General features: G+C 62.8%; 16 protein-coding genes and 1 pseudogene. 12 read left to right on the forward strand and 5 right to left on the reverse strand.

Annotated elements, in window-relative coordinates:
- Positions 1-427, reverse strand: a pseudogene (locus tag ACIQ2A_RS07860) (CoxG family protein); the annotation flags it as partial.
- A 182-nt stretch (positions 428-609) separates the two neighbouring features.
- Here ACIQ2A_RS07860 and ACIQ2A_RS07865 point away from each other — a divergent pair.
- The 3 genes from ACIQ2A_RS07865 to ACIQ2A_RS07875 all read left to right on the forward strand — a co-directional run bounded on the left by ACIQ2A_RS07865 (position 610) and on the right by ACIQ2A_RS07875 (position 3,303).
- Positions 610-1,962 (forward strand): 3-carboxy-cis,cis-muconate cycloisomerase, encoded by a 1,353-nt coding sequence (locus ACIQ2A_RS07865; RefSeq protein ID WP_398477592.1) that lies wholly within the window; start codon positions 610-612, stop codon positions 1,960-1,962.
- Between the two features lie 18 nt (positions 1,963-1,980).
- Positions 1,981-2,760, forward strand: a complete 780-nt coding sequence (gene pcaD, locus ACIQ2A_RS07870; RefSeq protein WP_398477594.1) for a 3-oxoadipate enol-lactonase — start codon at positions 1,981-1,983, stop codon at positions 2,758-2,760.
- A 153-nt stretch (positions 2,761-2,913) separates the two neighbouring features.
- Positions 2,914-3,303 carry a carboxymuconolactone decarboxylase family protein gene (locus ACIQ2A_RS07875; RefSeq protein ID WP_398477596.1) on the forward strand — a complete coding sequence of 130 codons (390 nt, stop codon included), beginning with the start codon at positions 2,914-2,916 and terminating at the stop codon, positions 3,301-3,303.
- A gap of 20 nt (positions 3,304-3,323) precedes the next feature.
- Here ACIQ2A_RS07875 and ACIQ2A_RS07880 read toward each other — a convergent pair whose 3' ends face one another.
- On the reverse strand, positions 3,324-3,905 hold the full coding sequence (locus ACIQ2A_RS07880; protein ID WP_398477725.1) for a hypothetical protein: 582 nt from the start codon (positions 3,903-3,905) through the stop codon (positions 3,324-3,326).
- Between the two features lie 219 nt (positions 3,906-4,124).
- A complete protein-coding gene (locus ACIQ2A_RS07885; RefSeq protein ID WP_398477598.1) occupies positions 4,125-4,283 on the reverse strand; it encodes a hypothetical protein in 159 nt (52 codons plus the stop codon).
- A gap of 286 nt (positions 4,284-4,569) precedes the next feature.
- Here ACIQ2A_RS07885 and ACIQ2A_RS07890 point away from each other — a divergent pair, with 286 nt between their 5' ends.
- The 7 genes from ACIQ2A_RS07890 (at position 4,570) to ACIQ2A_RS07920 (ending at position 12,153) form a co-directional block, all read left to right on the forward strand.
- Entirely contained in the window at positions 4,570-5,487 is a 918-nt protein-coding gene (locus ACIQ2A_RS07890; protein WP_398477600.1) for a branched-chain amino acid ABC transporter permease LivH, read from the forward strand.
- Positions 5,488-5,500: 13 nt separating this feature from the next.
- Positions 5,501-6,823 (forward strand): high-affinity branched-chain amino acid ABC transporter permease LivM, encoded by a 1,323-nt coding sequence (gene livM, locus ACIQ2A_RS07895; RefSeq protein ID WP_398477602.1) that lies wholly within the window; start codon positions 5,501-5,503, stop codon positions 6,821-6,823.
- A gap of 32 nt (positions 6,824-6,855) precedes the next feature.
- Positions 6,856-7,647, forward strand: coding sequence for an ABC transporter ATP-binding protein (locus tag ACIQ2A_RS07900; RefSeq protein ID WP_398477727.1), 792 nt, complete (start codon positions 6,856-6,858; stop codon positions 7,645-7,647).
- Between the two features lie 118 nt (positions 7,648-7,765).
- Positions 7,766-8,503, forward strand: a complete 738-nt coding sequence (locus ACIQ2A_RS07905; RefSeq protein WP_398477604.1) for an ABC transporter ATP-binding protein — start codon at positions 7,766-7,768, stop codon at positions 8,501-8,503.
- 289 nt (positions 8,504-8,792) lie between these two features.
- The gene (locus ACIQ2A_RS07910; protein ID WP_398477606.1) at positions 8,793-9,833 is read left to right on the forward strand and encodes a PstS family phosphate ABC transporter substrate-binding protein; all 1,041 of its coding nucleotides are present in this window, start codon (positions 8,793-8,795) and stop codon (positions 9,831-9,833) included.
- Positions 9,830-10,843 carry a PstS family phosphate ABC transporter substrate-binding protein gene (locus ACIQ2A_RS07915; protein WP_398477608.1) on the forward strand — a complete coding sequence of 338 codons (1,014 nt, stop codon included), beginning with the start codon at positions 9,830-9,832 and terminating at the stop codon, positions 10,841-10,843. The genes ACIQ2A_RS07910 and ACIQ2A_RS07915 overlap by 4 nt, the downstream gene beginning before the upstream one ends.
- A 197-nt stretch (positions 10,844-11,040) precedes the next feature.
- Positions 11,041-12,153 (forward strand): branched-chain amino acid ABC transporter substrate-binding protein, encoded by a 1,113-nt coding sequence (locus tag ACIQ2A_RS07920; protein WP_398477610.1) that lies wholly within the window; start codon positions 11,041-11,043, stop codon positions 12,151-12,153.
- Between the two features lie 155 nt (positions 12,154-12,308).
- On the opposite strand, the gene ACIQ2A_RS07925 is transcribed toward ACIQ2A_RS07920, so the two are convergent.
- On the reverse strand, positions 12,309-13,043 hold the full coding sequence (locus ACIQ2A_RS07925; RefSeq protein ID WP_398477612.1) for a cytochrome c biogenesis CcdA family protein: 735 nt from the start codon (positions 13,041-13,043) through the stop codon (positions 12,309-12,311).
- Between the two features lie 122 nt (positions 13,044-13,165).
- On the opposite strand from ACIQ2A_RS07925, the gene ACIQ2A_RS07930 reads away from it, so the two are divergent.
- Positions 13,166-14,164: a P1 family peptidase gene (locus tag ACIQ2A_RS07930; protein WP_398477614.1), complete on the forward strand. Its 999-nt coding sequence runs from the start codon at positions 13,166-13,168 to the stop codon at positions 14,162-14,164.
- Between the two features lie 302 nt (positions 14,165-14,466).
- Positions 14,467-14,766, forward strand: a complete 300-nt coding sequence (locus ACIQ2A_RS07935) for a hypothetical protein (RefSeq protein WP_398477616.1) — start codon at positions 14,467-14,469, stop codon at positions 14,764-14,766.
- A gap of 100 nt (positions 14,767-14,866) precedes the next feature.
- Here the strand turns inward: ACIQ2A_RS07935 and ACIQ2A_RS07940 are convergent, their stop codons facing one another.
- Entirely contained in the window at positions 14,867-15,961 is a 1,095-nt protein-coding gene (locus ACIQ2A_RS07940) for an outer membrane beta-barrel protein (RefSeq protein ID WP_398477618.1), read from the reverse strand.
- Positions 15,962-16,193 lie beyond the last annotated feature (232 nt).

Genomic DNA, 16,193 nt, shown 5'->3' on the forward strand with positions numbered 1-16,193 from the left:
CGAAATTGTTGAAAAACTCGTCGGCGATCTTCTTGGCGGAGCCATTGATCAGGCGCTGGCCGAGCTGGGCGAGCTTGCCGCCGATCTGCGCCTCCACATTATAGGTGAGCAGCGTGCCGCCATCCTAGTCGGTCAGCGCCACCGTAGCACCGCCTTTGGCGAAGCCGGCGACGCCGCCCTCGCCTTCGCCGGAGATCTTGTAGCCATTCGGCGGATCGAGATCACTCAAGGTCACCTTGCCCTTGAAGCGGGCCGAGACCGGGCCGACCTTGATTTTTGCCGTGGCACGGAAACCGCCATCCTCGGTGGTCTCCAGCTCCTCGCAGCCAGGGATGCAGGATTTCAGCACGGCAGGATCGTTGAGCTTCTCCCACACCACTTCGCGGCTTGCGGCCAGTTGCACTTCGCCGCTCATCGTCATGGCCATGGGCAATCTCCTGAAGGTCTTGGAATTTAAAAAGGCTTATTCCAAGTAATGCACGGATCGAGCAAAGGAAAGACCAGCCCGCAAACGGCCTGCTGCCTATTCGCAGTGCAACAGCCGCGCGGCTGCGGGCCTCTTCCGCAGCCTCTTGGAGACTCCGGCGGGAATGGCTAGGGTCCGGCCAAATGAGTACAGCCCTTTCCCCTCTTCTGGCACCGTTACTCTCGAGCGCCGCGATGCGCGCGATCTGTGACGACGCCACGACACTGCAGCACATGCTGGATTTCGAGGCCGCGTTGGCGCGGGCGGAAGCCGCTGTCGGCGTGATTCCCGCTGATGCCGTCAAGGCCATCGAAGCCGCATGTCGCGCTGATCGATTCGACACGGGCGCATTGGCCGATGCGGCGACGCGTTCGGGCAATCTGGCGATTCCGCTGGTCAAGGCGCTGACGGCCCTTGTGGCCAAGGCCGATGCGGATGCCGCACGCTATGTGCATTGGGGCGCCACCAGCCAGGACGTGATCGACAGCGCAACCATGCTGACTTTGCGCGCCGCGATCGATGCGCTGTTCGCTGATTGCGACCGCGCCATTGCTGGCTTTGCGAAACTGGCAGAGACACACCGCAACACAGCGGTGGTCGCGCGCACCTGGCTGCAGCATGCGCTGCCGATGCCGTTCGGGCTCAAGCTCGCGGAATATGCCTCGGCGCTGCATCGCTCGCGCCAACGGCTTGCCCGGCTTCGCGCTGACGGACTGGCGCTGCAATTCGGCGGTGCCGCAGGCACGCTGGCAGCGCTGGGCGACAAGGGTCTGGCTGTCGCGGAGAAACTCGCAAAAGAACTGGACCTGCCGCTCCCCGACGCACCCTGGCACACGCATCGCGACCGCATCGCTGACTTTGCTTCGGTACTCGCCATCCTGTCCGGCACCTGCGGCAAGATCGCCCGCGACGTCTCGCTGATGATGCAGACCGATGTGGGCGAAGCGTTCGAGCCATCCGGCGAAGGCCGCGGCGGTTCATCGACCATGCCGCATAAGCGCAATCCGGTGGCCTCCGCATCAGCGCTTGGTGCCGCGACAATGGCGCCGAATCTCGCGGCCACGATTTTCGCGGCTCAGGTGCAGGATCACGAACGCAGCGCCGGGCCATGGCATGCGGAATGGCCGACGCTACCGACGCTGCTGCTGGTCACATCCGGCGCCCTCGCCGCCATCGTCGATATTGCCGAGGGACTTGAGGTCGATGTCGCGAAGATGCGCAGCAATCTCGATACCGCGCATGGGCTGATCATGGCCGAGGCCGTGACCTTTGCGCTGGCCGAGACGCTTGGCAAGAGCGACGCCCATCATCTGGTGGAAACGGCCAGCAAGACCGCTGCTGCCGAGAAGAAGCATCTGCGCGATGTACTGACTGCAGATCCGAAAGTGACTGCGCAGCTCAGCACGGATGCGATCGCCAAATTATTCGAGCCGATGGATTATCAGGGCGCCTCGCAAGCCCTGATCGATCGTCTGCTCGCCTCACTCACGCATTAAGAACGACGGAGATTTCCGATGCCCATGATCGATGCCGACGGCTGCCTGCTCAATGTTTCCGTCGAAGGCCGCGACGGCGGGCCGACGCTGATGTTGTCGAACTCGCTCGGCTGCACCATGGCCATGTGGGAGCCGCAGCTGCCGGTGCTGACAAAACTGTTTCGCGTGATCCGTTACGATCGCCGCGGCCATGGCAAATCCGGCATGAACGGCCCGGTGTCGATGGAGCGCTACGGCAAGGATGTGCTGGCCATCCTCGACGATCTCAATATCGACACGGTGCATTGGTGCGGCCTCTCGATGGGCGGCATGGTCGGGCAATGGCTGGGCGCCAACGCGCCGGATCGCTTCAACAAGATGATCCTGGCCAATACCAGCTGCTACTATCCGGACCCGACCAACTGGCACAACCGCATCAAGGCCGTGCGCGAAGGCGGCATCGCCTCGGTGGCGGATGCCGTGATCGGTGGCTGGCTGACGGCGGATTTCCGCGAACGCGATCCGGACGCGACCGCCAAGATGAAGGCGATGCTGCTGGCGACGCCGGTGGACGGCTATCTTGCCGCCTGCGAGGCACTGAGCACGCTGGACCAGCGCGCATTGCTTCCCAACATCAAAAGCCCGGTGCTGGTGATTGCCGGCAAGCAGGACAATGCGACGCCCGTGTCCGCCGGTGAATTCATCCGCGCAAATATTCCCGGCGCCAGCATGACGCTGCTGGATGCCGCGCATATTTCGAATGTGGAACAGAGCCACGCCTTCACGGAAGCCGTGGTCGGCTTCCTGACGCAGAGGTAACTACGTGTCGTCCTCGCGCAGGCGGGGACCCATAGCCTCCGACGAGGCGGTTGAAGCGGCAGAGTTACCACCATCCGTGTTTAATTTATAACCCTCGCGTGTATGGGTCCCCGCCTGCGCGGGGACGACGGCCGAGATGACGGAGCTTCACACATGGACGAACAACAACGCGCCGCGAACGGCACCGCCAAACGCCGCAAGATTCTCGGCGATGCGTGGGTCGATAAATCCGCCGCCGGCAAGAACAGTTTCAATGCCGACTTCCTCGACCTCATTTCGCGCTATGCCTGGGGTGAGATCTGGACGCGGCCGCAATTCGACGATCGCACACGGCGCGTGCTCGTCATCGGCACCATGGTGGCGCTCGGCCAGTGGGATGAGTTTCGCCTGCATGTGCGCGCCGCCCTCACCGAAGGCGGCTTCACGACCGATGACATCAAGGAAATCCTGCTGCAGCAGGCGATCTATTGCGGCGTCCCGGCTGTGAATCACGCGACCAAGGAAGCCAGCACGGTGATCAAGGAACTGGGGCTGTCGATCTAGAACGCAGGGTGGGCGAAGCGTTACGCTGCGGTCGCCTTCTGCACGGACGGCGCTTCGCCCGGATCTTCGCTCGACCACGTCTGCGCCTGCGCCACGTCCCGGCGCAGCGGGGGCTCGAAAGCCATCACCACGGCCACGCCGAGGATCAGCAGCAGTTCGGTGATGTGTAGCCGCATGGCGGCAAGCTCGCCGACCTTCCAGGCCATCACCATGCCTGCGAATGAAATCGCCCCGCCGATGCTGAGCGCCACGGCCAGCGCTTCATCGCAGCCGCCCGCCTTGCGGATCTTCGGCTGCGTGATGAACACCAGAAACACCGCAAAGAAAGCCACAACGGTCAGTTTGGCGAGCACCAGCAGCCACGCATAACGCACGGTGCCAAAGCTCGACAATTGCAGATAGTCGTTCAGGAACAGCGCCAGCGAGATATTCGGCCGCTCGTAAAAGCCCTGGATCGGCGAGACCATGATGCGGAACGCATAAATGGTCCAGGTCGGGATGAAATAGCAGGCCAGCAGCGCGCCGGTGAAGGTGCTGATGCGCCAGCTCTGCACCGTGCCTTTGGCCGACAGATTGTCCTGGAAAATGCCGTGCTCTGCCATGCCGTCGCGGTCCATCGCTCATCTGCGACTCGCGGGCGAGCCGATATGGTTGACGCAGAGCTAACGCCCACGCCGTCTCTGCGACAACGTAAACCATTTGGTAACCTTAATTTTCAAAAGGCGTGGATATCGGGGCCAGCAGCCCGATTTGCGCTGGACAAAAGAAAAGCCCCGCCTTGCGGCGGGGCCTTCCTCAGGGGTTGCTGAGAACAACCCGCTCTAACGCTGCTGCTGATGACCCGGCGGGTTGCCCTGACGGCTCGGATCCTGATGCTGATCGGGCCGCTGCTGACCGCCCTGCTGGCCCTGATTCTGGCCGGGGTTTTGGGTCTGCTGGCCCTGATTGTTCTGGCTCTGGTTCGATTGGCGTTTGGACATGTATCCTTCTCCTGTGTTGAACCATCCAACGCACTGACAACGTCCCGCTGACGCAAGCGTTGCAGTTCCGCCGTGGAGATTGCAGGGCCATTGCGCGGAGCAAATGTGACGGCGGAACCGTTTGCGCTGCAGCGAAAAACGGCAGGGACAGCACAACTTAGCCGCACGTCTGCCTGTTGCTGTTCCCGCATATGCACTGTTAGAAAATGGAACAGTGATCGCGAGATTCCGGCTGTCGGGGTTTTGGTATCGATTCACACGGACACGGCAGCACGATACGGGGTCTATGGATTATTTCGCCCAGCAACTGATCAACGGTCTCGTGCTCGGCTCGATCTACGGCCTGATCGCCATCGGCTACACCATGGTCTACGGCATCGTCGGCATGATCAATTTCGCCCATGGCGATATCTTCATGATCGGCGGTTTTATTGCGCTGATCACCTTCCTCATTCTCGTTTCCATCGGCCTCACTGCGGTGCCGGTGATCCTGTTGCTGGTGCTGCTGGTCGCGATGGCGGTCACCTCGCTCTATGGCTGGACCATCGAGCGCATCGCCTATCGGCCGCTGCGCCACTCGTTCCGCCTCGCCCCGATGCTGTCGGCGATCGGCATGTCGTTCGTGCTCACCAACTTCTCGCAAGTCGCGCAAGGCGCGCGCGTAAAACCGGTGCCGCCGATCATCACCGGCGGCTATACGCTGCATGAAGGCGCCGATGGCTTTGCCATCCGCATTTCCAACATCCAGATCATCGTTGTCATCACCACCGTGCTGCTGATGGCGCTGTTCACCTATCTCGTCGCGCGCACACGGCTTGGCCGCGACATGCGCGCCTGCGAGCAGGATCAGAAGATGGCCTCGCTGCTCGGCGTCGATGTCGATCGCACCATCTCCATGACCTTCGTCATCGGCGCCGCTTTGGCTGCGGTCGCCGGCATGATGTATCTGCTCTATTATGGCCTGGTGGATTTCTTCATGGGCTTTGTCGCCGGCATCAAGGCCTTCACCGCCGCCGTGCTGGGCGGCATCGGCTCGCTGCCGGGCGCCATGCTCGGCGGATTGCTTATCGGCTTGATCGAAACGCTGTGGTCGGCCTATTTCTCGACCGAATACAAGGACGTCGCCGCCTTCTCGATCCTGATCGTGGTGCTGATCTTCATGCCGACCGGCCTGCTCGGCCGTCCCGAAGTCGAAAAAGTCTGAGACGGGACCCGGCGTGGCAGCGGTAGCGACATCAATCAAACCCACCCGCGGCCTCGATGTCGCATTTATCTTCAAGAAAGCCGTGATCTCCGCGCTCGTCGCGCTGGTGCTGTTCTCGCTGATGATCGGCGTACGCACCGAAGCCGGTTCGGACGGACAGCTCACCTACTGGACGCGCTTCGGCGATCTCGCCGCCATGGTCGCCACCGTATTTGTCGGCAGCATCGTGATCGAGCTGCTGCGCCACTGGTGGGGACCGGTGGACACCGTACGCATCGTGCCGCCTTCGGCCACCAAGGCGCTGTCGCTCGCGGGCCGCGCGCTGGTGCCGGTGCTGCTGATCTTTGCCTTTCTCGTGCCGGTGATCTTTTACAACGAGCGCTACATCCTCGATCTCGGCATTCTCGTGCTGACCTATGTGATGCTCGGTTGGGGCCTCAATATCGTGGTCGGCCTCGCCGGCCTGCTCGATCTCGGTTATGTCGCCTTCTATGCCGTCGGCGCCTATTCCTACGCGCTGCTGGCGACGACCTTTGGCCTGTCGTTCTGGATCTGCCTGCCGCTCGCCGGCATTCTCGCGGCGTTCTTCGGCATCCTGCTCGGCTTTCCCGTGCTGCGCCTGCGCGGCGACTATCTCGCCATCGTCACCCTTGCGTTCGGCGAAATCATCCGCCTTGTGCTGCTGAACTGGCAGTCGCTCACCGGCGGGCCCAATGGCATCTCGGGCATTCCGCGTCCGACCATGTTCGGCATTCCGCTGACGCCGGGCGATGACGGCCTTGCCGCCCTGCTCGGCATCGAGTTCTCGCCGACCCATCGCATCGTCTTCCTGTTCTATCTCATCTTCGCGCTGGCGCTGATCACCAACTGGGCCACCATCCGGCTGCGCCGCCTGCCCATCGGCCGCGCCTGGGAGGCGCTGCGCGAGGACGAGGTCGCCTGCCGCGCACTTGGCATCAACACCACGACGACGAAACTCACGGCTTTCGCGATCGGCGCCATGTTCGGCGGCTTTGCCGGCGCTTTCTTTGCCACGCGGCAGGGTTTCATCAGCCCGGAGAGCTTCACCTTCCACGAGTCGGCGCTGGTGCTGGCCATCGTCGTCCTCGGCGGCATGGGCTCGCAGCTTGGCGTCGCGCTTGCCGCAGTGGCATTGATCGGCGGCTTCGAACTGTTCCGCGGCCTCGAACAATTCCGCATGCTGGTGTTCGGCATGGCCATGGTGCTGCTGATGATCTGGCGCCCGCGCGGCTTGATCGGCCATCGCGCGCCGACGGTTTATCTCGAGCGCAATCAGGCGATCTCCTCCGACCTCGTGAAGGAGGGCGCGGGTTGATCAACACCATTCTCAGCGTCGAAAACCTGACCATGCGGTTCGGCGGCATCGTTGCCGTCAACGACCTCTCCTTCACCGCGGATCGCGGCAAGATCACCGCGCTGATCGGGCCGAACGGCGCCGGCAAGACCACGGTGTTCAACTGCATCACCGGCTTCTACAAGCCCACCTCGGGCACCATTCGCCTGCGCCATACCGACAGCGAATGGCAGCTAGAGACGCTGAACGATTTTCGCATTTCGAAAGTCGCCAAAGTCGCGCGCACGTTCCAGAACATCCGTCTGTTTCCCGGCATGACCGCGCTGGAAAACCTGATGGTGGCGCAGCACAACGCGCTGATGCGCGCGTCGGGCTACACCTTTCTCGGCCTGTTCGGCGTGCCTTCCTATCGCAAGGCGGAGAACGACGCGATCGATCTCGCGCGCTACTGGCTCGACCAGATCGGCCTGCTGCCCCGCGCCGATGATGCGGCGGGCAACCTGCCTTACGGCGACCAGCGCCGTCTCGAAATCGTGCGCGCGATGTGTACCGAACCGGCCCTGCTCTGCCTCGACGAACCTGCTGCCGGTCTCAATGCAAAGGAGAGCGGCGAGCTCAATGAACTCCTGCTGCGCATCCGCGCCGACCACGGCACTTCGATCCTGCTGATCGAACACGACATGTCGGTGGTGATGGAAATCTCCGACCACATCAATGTGCTCGATTACGGCGTCAAGATCGCGCATGGCACACCGCAGGAAATCCGTGACGATCCAAAAGTGATCGCCGCCTATCTCGGCGCCGACGAGGAAGAAGCGATTGCGGTCATGGAGGGCGAGACGTGAAAACGCCGTTCTCTCAGCCGTCATTGCGAGGAGCCCTTGCGACGAAGCAATCCAGCTCTTCCTTCACGTGGCTTTCTGGATTGCTTCGCTGCGCTCGCAATGACGGCGAGGCCATCGCATGACCACCTCCCCTATGCTCGCCATCACCAGCCTGCGCGCCTCCTATGGCAAGATCGAAGCGCTGAAGGGTGTCGATCTTGCGATTCAGCACGGCGAGATCGTGGCTTTGATCGGCGCCAATGGTGCCGGCAAATCAACGTTGATGATGACCATCTTCGGCAAGCCGCGCGCCCGTGCCGGCAGCGTCGTCTATGACGGCACCGATATCACGGGCCTGCCGACCCACGAGATCGCGCGCATGCGCATCGCGCAGTCGCCGGAAGGCCGCCGCATCTTCCCGCGCATGAGTGTGGCGGAAAACCTGCAGATGGGCGCCGATGTCAACGAGATGACGCCCGCGCAATACAGCGAAAGCCTCGACAAGGTGCTGACGCTGTTTCCGCGCCTGAAGGAGCGCATGACCCAGCGCGGCGGCACACTCTCCGGCGGCGAGCAGCAGATGCTGGCGATCGGCCGCGCGCTGATGAGCCGTCCGCGTTTGCTGTTGCTCGATGAGCCCTCGCTCGGCCTCGCGCCACTGATTGCCAAGCAGATCTTCGATGCCATCCGCGTGCTCAACAAACAGGACGGCCTCACGGTGCTGATCGTCGAGCAGAATGCCAATCACGCATTGCGGCTCGCCCACCGCGGCTATGTCATGGTCAATGGATTGATCACGCTGTCGGGTACAGGCGCTGAACTGCTGAAAGCGCCGGAGATTCGCTCTGCCTATCTCGAAGGCGGACGACACGGCTAGTTTTGTAGAGTGGGCAAAGCGCAGCGTGCCCGCCACCTTTCGCGACTTGTGCTGGTGGGCACGTCGCTTCGCGCCTTTGCCCGCCCTACAGGTCTAGAGCGATACTAAACTGCGACATGGTGGAGGTCGCACATCCGGCGCGGCGCGTAGCAAGCTGTTTTCGCTGCGCTTTCGACCGCTCTGCCGCTGCAGGCCGACTGCAATGCCCCAGCCATGCATCTTCACGTTCGTTGCTCGGGAACGGTACTCGCCATAGGCCACGATGGCTTCATCCTCGAGCGAGTTCAACATGATCCTCACCACCCGCGCCTGCGCGGCATCGCTGGCCTTTCTGGCGCTGGCCGCGGCCACGCCGGCAATCGCGCAGACCTTCACGGTCGATCCCGCCCTTCCCGCCTACGCGCCCAGCAGCGCAAGGCCCGCAGCCGGCGCGCCTTATCTCAGCGCCGATGGCGCGATCCGCATCGGTGGCGCGGTCCATGCCAAGGTCGCCGTCGAGCGCGCCAATGCGCTCTATGCCAAAACCCATCCCGGCGCGAAGCTGGTCGATGTCTCCGCCGGCGCGGAAACCGCAATTCCCAATCTCACTTACAATCGCATTCTGGTCGGCTCGATGGGACGCCCGATCAAGCTGCTGGAAGCCGCCGGCTTCAAGAGCGCGTTCGGCTCCGAGCCGGTCGAGATCAAGGTCGCCAATGCCGCCAATGACACGTCGCAGAAACTCGCGACCTCGCTGGCCGTCTATGTCCATCGCGACAATCCGCTGATGCAGCTCACCACCAGGCAAGTCGCGAAGATCCTCACCATCGGCAATGAGGGCGGAGACTTCTCGCGCTGGGGCCAGCTCGGCCTGACCGGCCACTGGACCAAGCGCCTGATTCATCCGCTCGGCACGCCGCAATATAGCGGCTTCGGCACCTGGATGATGGCCAACCGGCTGGACGGCAAGCCCTACAGTGCCGCCTACGAGGAATATTCCTCGACGGACGAATTGCTGAAGCGGCTGGAAAACGAGCCCGGCGGCATCACCGTCGCCGCGATCGGGCGCGGGACGGACAAGATCAAGCAGCTCGCCGTATCCGAAAAACCGGAAGGTCCATTTATCAAGGGCACGCCGGCAGAAATCCAGGCCAACGCATATCCCTATGGACGCTATCTGTATTTCTACGCGCGCCGCGAAGCGAACGGCAAGGTCGATCCCGTCGCTGCCGATTACCTGAAGCTGCTGCTGTCGAAGGAAGGCCAGCAGATTTTTGCCGCCCAGTCCAACGGCTATATCCCCCTCAGCGCCGCCGACGCGGCTATCGAACGTGCAAAGCTCGACCAATGAAACAGACCTTCCCTCTTCTCGCTTTGCTGATCGCAGTCTCCGGCGCACAGGCCCAGGATGCCAAGACGAAGCCAGCCGCCGCACCGAAAGATGCAAGCTATCTGCTGCCCGACGGCCGCATCGCGCTGCATGGCGATGAAGCGCTGGCGCCGGTGATCGATGCGCTGAATGCCAAATTTGCCGAGACGCATCCCGGCACAAAATTCGCTCCGATGCTCAAGGGCTCTGCAACAGCGTTGCCCGCGCTGGCGGCCGGTGCCACGGCAATCGGCTTCGTGGTCGGCGAAGCCGCCCGTCCCGACCTGCGCGCTTTCAAGGCGATCAACAAGCACGATCCGCTCGGCATCAAGATCGGCTATGCCGGCTATGGCCCGCGCGCCGGCGGCAAGACGCCGCCGGCCGTCTATGTCCACAGCTCCAATCCGCTTGCAGGCCTGACGCTGGCGCAGCTTGCCGGCCTGTTCACGTCGGGTTCACCCGCGGGCGACATCAACACCTGGAGCCAGCTCGGTGTCACCGGCGCCTGGGGCACCCGCCGCGTCCATCTCTACGGCCAGCGCGACGATGGCGACTTCTCCACCAGCCTGCGGCTGGCCCGCCTCGGCGGCATGCCATTCGCCGGGCACTACGAAGGACTGGCAGACGATGCCGCGGTGCTGCAGGCCGTGGCGCAGGATCCCTACGGCATCGCCATCGTCGACTGGGCCGAACAGAAGCCGTCGTCGGAGGGCGTGCGCATCGTTCCGCTCGCCAACGACGCCGGCAAGCCATTCGCCGTGCCCGGCAAAGACGACGTCGCCAGAGGCGTCTATCCGTTGACGCCGGCGATCACGCTCTATGCGGCGCATCCGCCGAAGCAGCCGCTGGATCCTGTGGTGAAGGACTATCTGGCACTCGCGCTGTCGGACGAAGGCCAGGCGATCATCGCCCGTTTCACGGACAATGCGACGGGATTTCTGCCGCTGGCGGCGGATGATCTGAAAGCACAGCGCGCAAAGCTGAAGGATTGAAGCTCGCAGCTTGTCGCGATGCTCACCAACCTCTCCCTGCCCTGTCGCGGGGAGAGGTTGGAAACCCGGCGGCGAAGTGACGCAGTCGGCCTTGGGGGCACCTTAAAATTGCCGATGACTTCGCGCGAAAATCGCCCCACACTCCGGTGTCATCCACCCGGCCGCACGGCCCCGTTCTGGATCATCGCGAGGATCATATGAAACCCATCAAGCTCATCGGTCTGGCATTCGCCGCATCGCTGCTCTCCTCCGCAGCCTTTGCGCAGGACATCAATGTCGCGGTGGCCGGCCCCATGACCGGCGGCGAATCGGCCTTCGGCCGGCAGATGAAGAACGGCGCCGACCAGGCCGTGGCTGACATCAATGCCGCCGGGGGCGTGCTCGGCAAGAAGCTGGCGCTGCAGGTCGGCGACGATGCCTGCGATCCCAAGCAGGCGCGCTCGGTGGCCGAGAAACTGGCCTCCTCCAAGGTGCCGTTCGTCGCCGGACATTTCTGCTCGTCGTCGTCGATCCCGGCTTCGGAAGCCTATGCCGACAGCAATGTGCTGCAGATCACGCCGGCCTCCACCAATCCGCTGTTCACCGAGCGCAAGCTCGCCAATGTGCTGCGCGTCTGCGGCCGTGACGACCAGCAGGGCCTCGTTGCCGCCGACTACATTGCCAAGAACTACAAGGGCAAGAATGTCGCGATCCTCAACGACAAGACCACTTACGGCAAGGGTCTCGCCGACGAAACCAAGAAGGCGCTCAACAAGGCCGGCTTCACCGAAAAACTGTTCGAGAGCTACAACAAGGGCGACAAGGATTTCAATTCCATCGTCTCGCGCCTGAAGCGGGACAATATCGATCTGGTCTATGTCGGCGGCTACCATCAGGAAGCCGGCCTCATCCTGCGCCAGATGCGCGACCAGGGCCTCAAGACCGTGCTGATGGCCGGCGATGCTATGAACGACAAGGAATTCGCCTCGATCACCGGCCCTGCCGCGGAAGGCACCCTGTTCACCTTCGGCCCGGATCCGCGCAACAAGCCGACCGCCAAGGCGATCGTCGAGAAGTTCAAGGCGAAGAACATCGATCCCGAAGGCTACACGCTCTACACCTATGCCGCGTTCCAGGTCTGGACCCAGGCCGTCGCCAAGGCCGGCTCGACGGATCTGAAGAAGGTCATGGATGTGATCAAGGCCGGCGAATGGGACACCGTGCTCGGCAAGATGGCGTTCGACGCCAAGGGCGACATCAAGGCCATCGACTATGTCGTCTACAAGTGGGACGCCAAGGGGAATTATGCGGAGCTTGGCAAGGGAAGCTGAGCTTCACCGCCCTCTTCCCACTCCGTCCTCATCCTGAGGAGCGCGCCCCTTGGCGCGCGTCTCGAAGGATGGATGCGATCACCAATCATGGTTCGAGACGGCGCCGAAGAGGCGCCTCCTCACCATGAGGGCTGAGTTTCAGGCCTTAACCACTGCTATCCAAAATTCTGCAGCGCCGGAAACGTCTCCAGCAGCCAGATGCTGGCATTCGCGATGCCGCCGGTGAGAAACGCGATACCGGTGATGATCATCAGCACGCCCATCGCGCGCTCCACATGCACCAGATGCTTCTTCATCCGCGCGAACACGCTGGAGAAGCGCTCCACCATGAAGGCCGCGATCAGGAACGGGATGCCGAGGCCGAGCGAATAGACGGCAAGCAGCCCCGCCCCTTTGGTCACCGTCGCCTCTGCCGCCGCCACCGACAGGATCGCCGCCAGGATCGGGCCGATGCACGGCGTCCAGCCAAAGGCGAAAGCGAGGCCCATCGCATAGGCGCCCCAAAGCCCGACGGGCTTCGGCATCGTCATGCGGCCTTCCCGCATCAGCACGCCGATCCGGGTCAGGCCGAGGAAATGCAGGCCCATCAGGATGATCAGCACGCCGGCGACCATCGAGAGCTGCGCCGCATAGGCACGCACCAGGCTGCCGATCAGGCTGGCGCTGGCGCCCAGGATCACGAACACCGTGGAGAAGCCCAGCACGAACACCAGCGCGGAAATCATCACCGCGCGGCGGGACACCGCCTCCTGCTCGTCATTGGCGACATGCTCGATGGTCGCGCCCGTCAGATAAATCAGATAGGGCGGCACCAGCGGCAGCACGCAGGGCGACAGAAAGCTGACTATGCCGGCGATCAGCGCCGCGGGGATCGTGACATCCGTGATCATGCGGCTAGATGCACCGTGGGCGCGCCGACATGCAAGCGTGTTAGATCAAGGATGTCGCAGTTGATACGGTTGTGATCGCACGTGATCGCGATCGCAGCATGGAATTTGCCGGGAGGAACCGCATGAAGAACCTTCTCACCGATATCGCCGGTGTCCGCGTCGGCCATGCCGACGACCCTGCCCTCGCCTCCGGCGTCACGGCGATTCTGTTCGATCGACCGGTCGTCGCGTCCGTGGATATCCGCGGCGGTGGCCCCGGCACGCGCGACGCCAGCCTGCTCGATCCCGTCAATACGGTGGACGCGATCCACGGCCTCGCCCTCTCCGGCGGCTCCGCCTTCGGGCTGGAGGCCGGCGGCGGCGTGCAGGCCTGGCTGGCCGAACAGGGCCGCGGCTTCCAGATCGGCAGCGCCGTCATCCCCATCGTGCCCGGCGCGATCCTGTTCGACCTCATCAATGGCGGCGACAAGAACTGGGGCCGCTTCCCGCCCTATCGCGATCTCGGCTATGCGGCTGCCGTCAATGCCAGCGACAGCTTTGCTCTCGGCAGCGTCGGGGCGGGGATGGGCGCGACCACCGTCAATCTGAAGGGCGGGCTCGGTTCGGCCTCCGCTGTCACGCCCGCTGGCGTGCGCGTGGCCGCGCTGGCTGCTGTGAACGCTGTTGGTAGTATCACCATGGGCGACAGCGCGCATTTCTGGGCCGCAGCCTTCGAGCAGAATGGCGAGTTCGGCGGCCGCGGCTTTCCTGGCACGATCACGCCGGACATGCATGCGCTGCGCATCAAAGGCGGCCCTGCGGCGAACGCCATCGAGAACACCACGCTTGCCGTGGTGGTCACCGACGCCATCCTCACCAAGGCGCAGGCGCAGCGCCTGGCGATGATGGCGCAGACCGGGTTCGCGCATGCGATCTATCCCGTCCACGCGCCGCTGGATGGCGACATCGTGTTTGCCGCAGCGACCGGCGAGAAGGAGATCGATCCCGTGGTGGGACTCACCGAACTCGGCATGCTTGCGGGCAATGTGATCGCACGGGCCATTGCGCGTGGCGTCTATGAAGCGACCGCCCTGCCCTTCGACGGCGCGCTGCCGGCATGGCGCGATCGCTTTCCAAACTAGCCATCACAAGCTCCTCCCTCATCCTGAGGAGCCGCGCAGCGGCGTCTCGAAGGATGGCGGTAGGCTCCGAGCCAGGCCGACTCATGGTTCGAGACGGCGCTTTGCGCCTCCTCACCATGAGGGTCCGAGAAATCCAAGGTATACTTCTAACTACCAAAGTAATTAACTACCGAAATCCATGTATTCGATCGTATAAACTCGCCCCCTTTAAGGTAAAAATTCCCTTTCGATTGCAGAGCTAAATTGAACGGCGCATCTTCACGCGTGTCCAAACAAGGGCACACAACAGTGGAGAGAACGTCATGAAGAAGATCGCTATCCTTGCCATCACTGCTGCCGCTCTCATGAGCGCACCGTCTGCAAACGCCAAAGGCCTCAATGTCGGTCTCGGCCTTGGGGTCGGCGTCAATGCCGGCGGTCTGCTCGGCGGCGTGCTGGGTGGCCGTGGCGGCCTTGGTGTCGGCGCTGGAGTCGGCGTTGGCGTCAATGCCGGCGGTTTGCTCGGCAAGCACGGTCTGGTTGGCGGCCTGCTGCGCAATGGCCTCCTCGTCAATGTCGGCGCTGGCGTCGGCCTTGGCGGACGTGGCGGGTGCGGCTGCTGATCCACAGCATCACACATGACGGCTGAGGGATCTCACTCTTCCCTCGGCAGCGAACGGGGGTACGCCCCCGTTCGCCCTCCAACGGATCATATGAGAGGGATCACATCGCCGGCTTCGCCACGAGATCCCCCTTCGGCTTCGTCGCTGTCGGCGCAAAGCTCTTCGACAGCGATGACGCGACGATATAGCCCTGCGCCTTCTCGCCATCGAGCAGCGTGCCGGTGATGCGGGTGAGATCGAAGCCGAGCTTGTAGCCGCTGCCGAGCTCACGCACAGCACCGATGCCGTAAGTGTAGGTCGTCGCCCGATAGGGCGAGTCGAGATAGACCGAATCCGTATAGCCAGCCGCCGCCGTCAACGACCACTTATCGTTCACCTGCCAGGTGCCCTTCGCCGTCAGCAGCGTATCGATGGTGATCGGCGAGAGCGGAAAGGTGGTTTCGCCGGCACGCCGCACGGCTGCCAACTCCAGCGTGAACGGCTTCGGGCGCCAGGTCAGATTGGCATCGAACAAAGTCGTATTCACATTGGTGAAGTCGATATCGTGCCAGATCCCATAGAGCTGCGACACCGACGCGAACATGCTGAGATCGCCATCGGCATAGCGCGCGAACAGGAATGGCTGGATGCGCTCATTGTTGCGGCGATAGCCGAACAGATCCAACTCTTCCGCATAGCGCCGCATCGACAGGTTCAACGAGACGCCGACCTCGCCCTTGCTCAGGATCACGCTGACACCGGGAATGATGGTGCCGCGCAGGACCTGATGCGGGATCGGCAGGAAATCCTGATAGATGATATTGGTCTGGTTCAATCGCGACAGACCGATCTCGCCGGTCACGAACCACTTGATCTTGCCCTTGATGCTTTCGAGCTTCACCGCCTGCGCGAGATCCATCGACTTGGTGTTGTAGGTGTCGATCTCCGAGAAGGACGTCGTCGAGATCACGCGAAAATCGTCGTCGCCCATGATGCCACGCAGACCGAGCTTGACCACAAGCGCCGGATCGATGCCCGGCGCGATGTAACGGGTCGCATTCGCTTCGGCCGTTGCATTCCAGGTGATGTCATCCTGCTTGCCCGCTGCGATCAGGCCGACCTCGGTGCCGATGAAGGCGCTGCCGATACTGCCGCTGCCGCGGCCACCACCGGTCGAGAACAATGGGTTGCTGTCGTAGCCGCCGCGCAGCCGCATGGAGGCAAAAAGCTCGTCCTCCGCCCGCGCCGGGACGCTGAGTAGATAACTACCAATAGCGATAACAAATACTATGATACGCAACATACGACACCAGAACTACTTACAACTACTGGAAATCGTGCCGCGTTAACGTTAGCGAGAAATGAAGACCGGGCCGCCGCTGCCACATATGCGGCAATCTGGCAGCGAAAAGTCCGGACGCGCGCAGGCTGCTACCTACGGCACCAGA

The organism is Tardiphaga sp., assembly GCF_044336785.1.
Classification (GTDB): domain Bacteria; phylum Pseudomonadota; class Alphaproteobacteria; order Rhizobiales; family Xanthobacteraceae; genus Tardiphaga.

Excerpts from the sequence above, each read along its gene's own strand:
- ACIQ2A_RS07865 (WP_398477592.1), top strand. The coding sequence starts at position 610 with ATGAGTACAGCCCTTTCCCCTCTTCTGGCACCGTTACTCTCGAGCGCC.
- pcaD (WP_398477594.1), top strand. The coding sequence starts at position 1,981 with ATGCCCATGATCGATGCCGACGGCTGCCTGCTCAATGTTTCCGTCGAA.
- ACIQ2A_RS07875 (WP_398477596.1), top strand. The coding sequence starts at position 2,914 with ATGGACGAACAACAACGCGCCGCGAACGGCACCGCCAAACGCCGCAAG.
- ACIQ2A_RS07880 (WP_398477725.1), bottom strand. The coding sequence starts at position 3,905 with ATGGCAGAGCACGGCATTTTCCAGGACAATCTGTCGGCCAAAGGCACG.
- ACIQ2A_RS07885 (WP_398477598.1), bottom strand. The coding sequence starts at position 4,283 with ATGTCCAAACGCCAATCGAACCAGAGCCAGAACAATCAGGGCCAGCAG.
- ACIQ2A_RS07890 (WP_398477600.1), top strand. The coding sequence starts at position 4,570 with ATGGATTATTTCGCCCAGCAACTGATCAACGGTCTCGTGCTCGGCTCG.
- ACIQ2A_RS07900 (WP_398477727.1), top strand. The coding sequence starts at position 6,856 with ATGCGGTTCGGCGGCATCGTTGCCGTCAACGACCTCTCCTTCACCGCG.
- ACIQ2A_RS07905 (WP_398477604.1), top strand. The coding sequence starts at position 7,766 with ATGACCACCTCCCCTATGCTCGCCATCACCAGCCTGCGCGCCTCCTAT.
- ACIQ2A_RS07910 (WP_398477606.1), top strand. The coding sequence starts at position 8,793 with ATGATCCTCACCACCCGCGCCTGCGCGGCATCGCTGGCCTTTCTGGCG.
- ACIQ2A_RS07915 (WP_398477608.1), top strand. The coding sequence starts at position 9,830 with ATGAAACAGACCTTCCCTCTTCTCGCTTTGCTGATCGCAGTCTCCGGC.
- ACIQ2A_RS07920 (WP_398477610.1), top strand. The coding sequence starts at position 11,041 with ATGAAACCCATCAAGCTCATCGGTCTGGCATTCGCCGCATCGCTGCTC.
- ACIQ2A_RS07925 (WP_398477612.1), bottom strand. The coding sequence starts at position 13,043 with ATGATCACGGATGTCACGATCCCCGCGGCGCTGATCGCCGGCATAGTC.
- ACIQ2A_RS07930 (WP_398477614.1), top strand. The coding sequence starts at position 13,166 with ATGAAGAACCTTCTCACCGATATCGCCGGTGTCCGCGTCGGCCATGCC.
- ACIQ2A_RS07935 (WP_398477616.1), top strand. The coding sequence starts at position 14,467 with ATGAAGAAGATCGCTATCCTTGCCATCACTGCTGCCGCTCTCATGAGC.
- ACIQ2A_RS07940 (WP_398477618.1), bottom strand. The coding sequence starts at position 15,961 with ATGCGGCTGCGCGGCGGCTACGACAGCAACCCATTGTTCTCGACCGGT.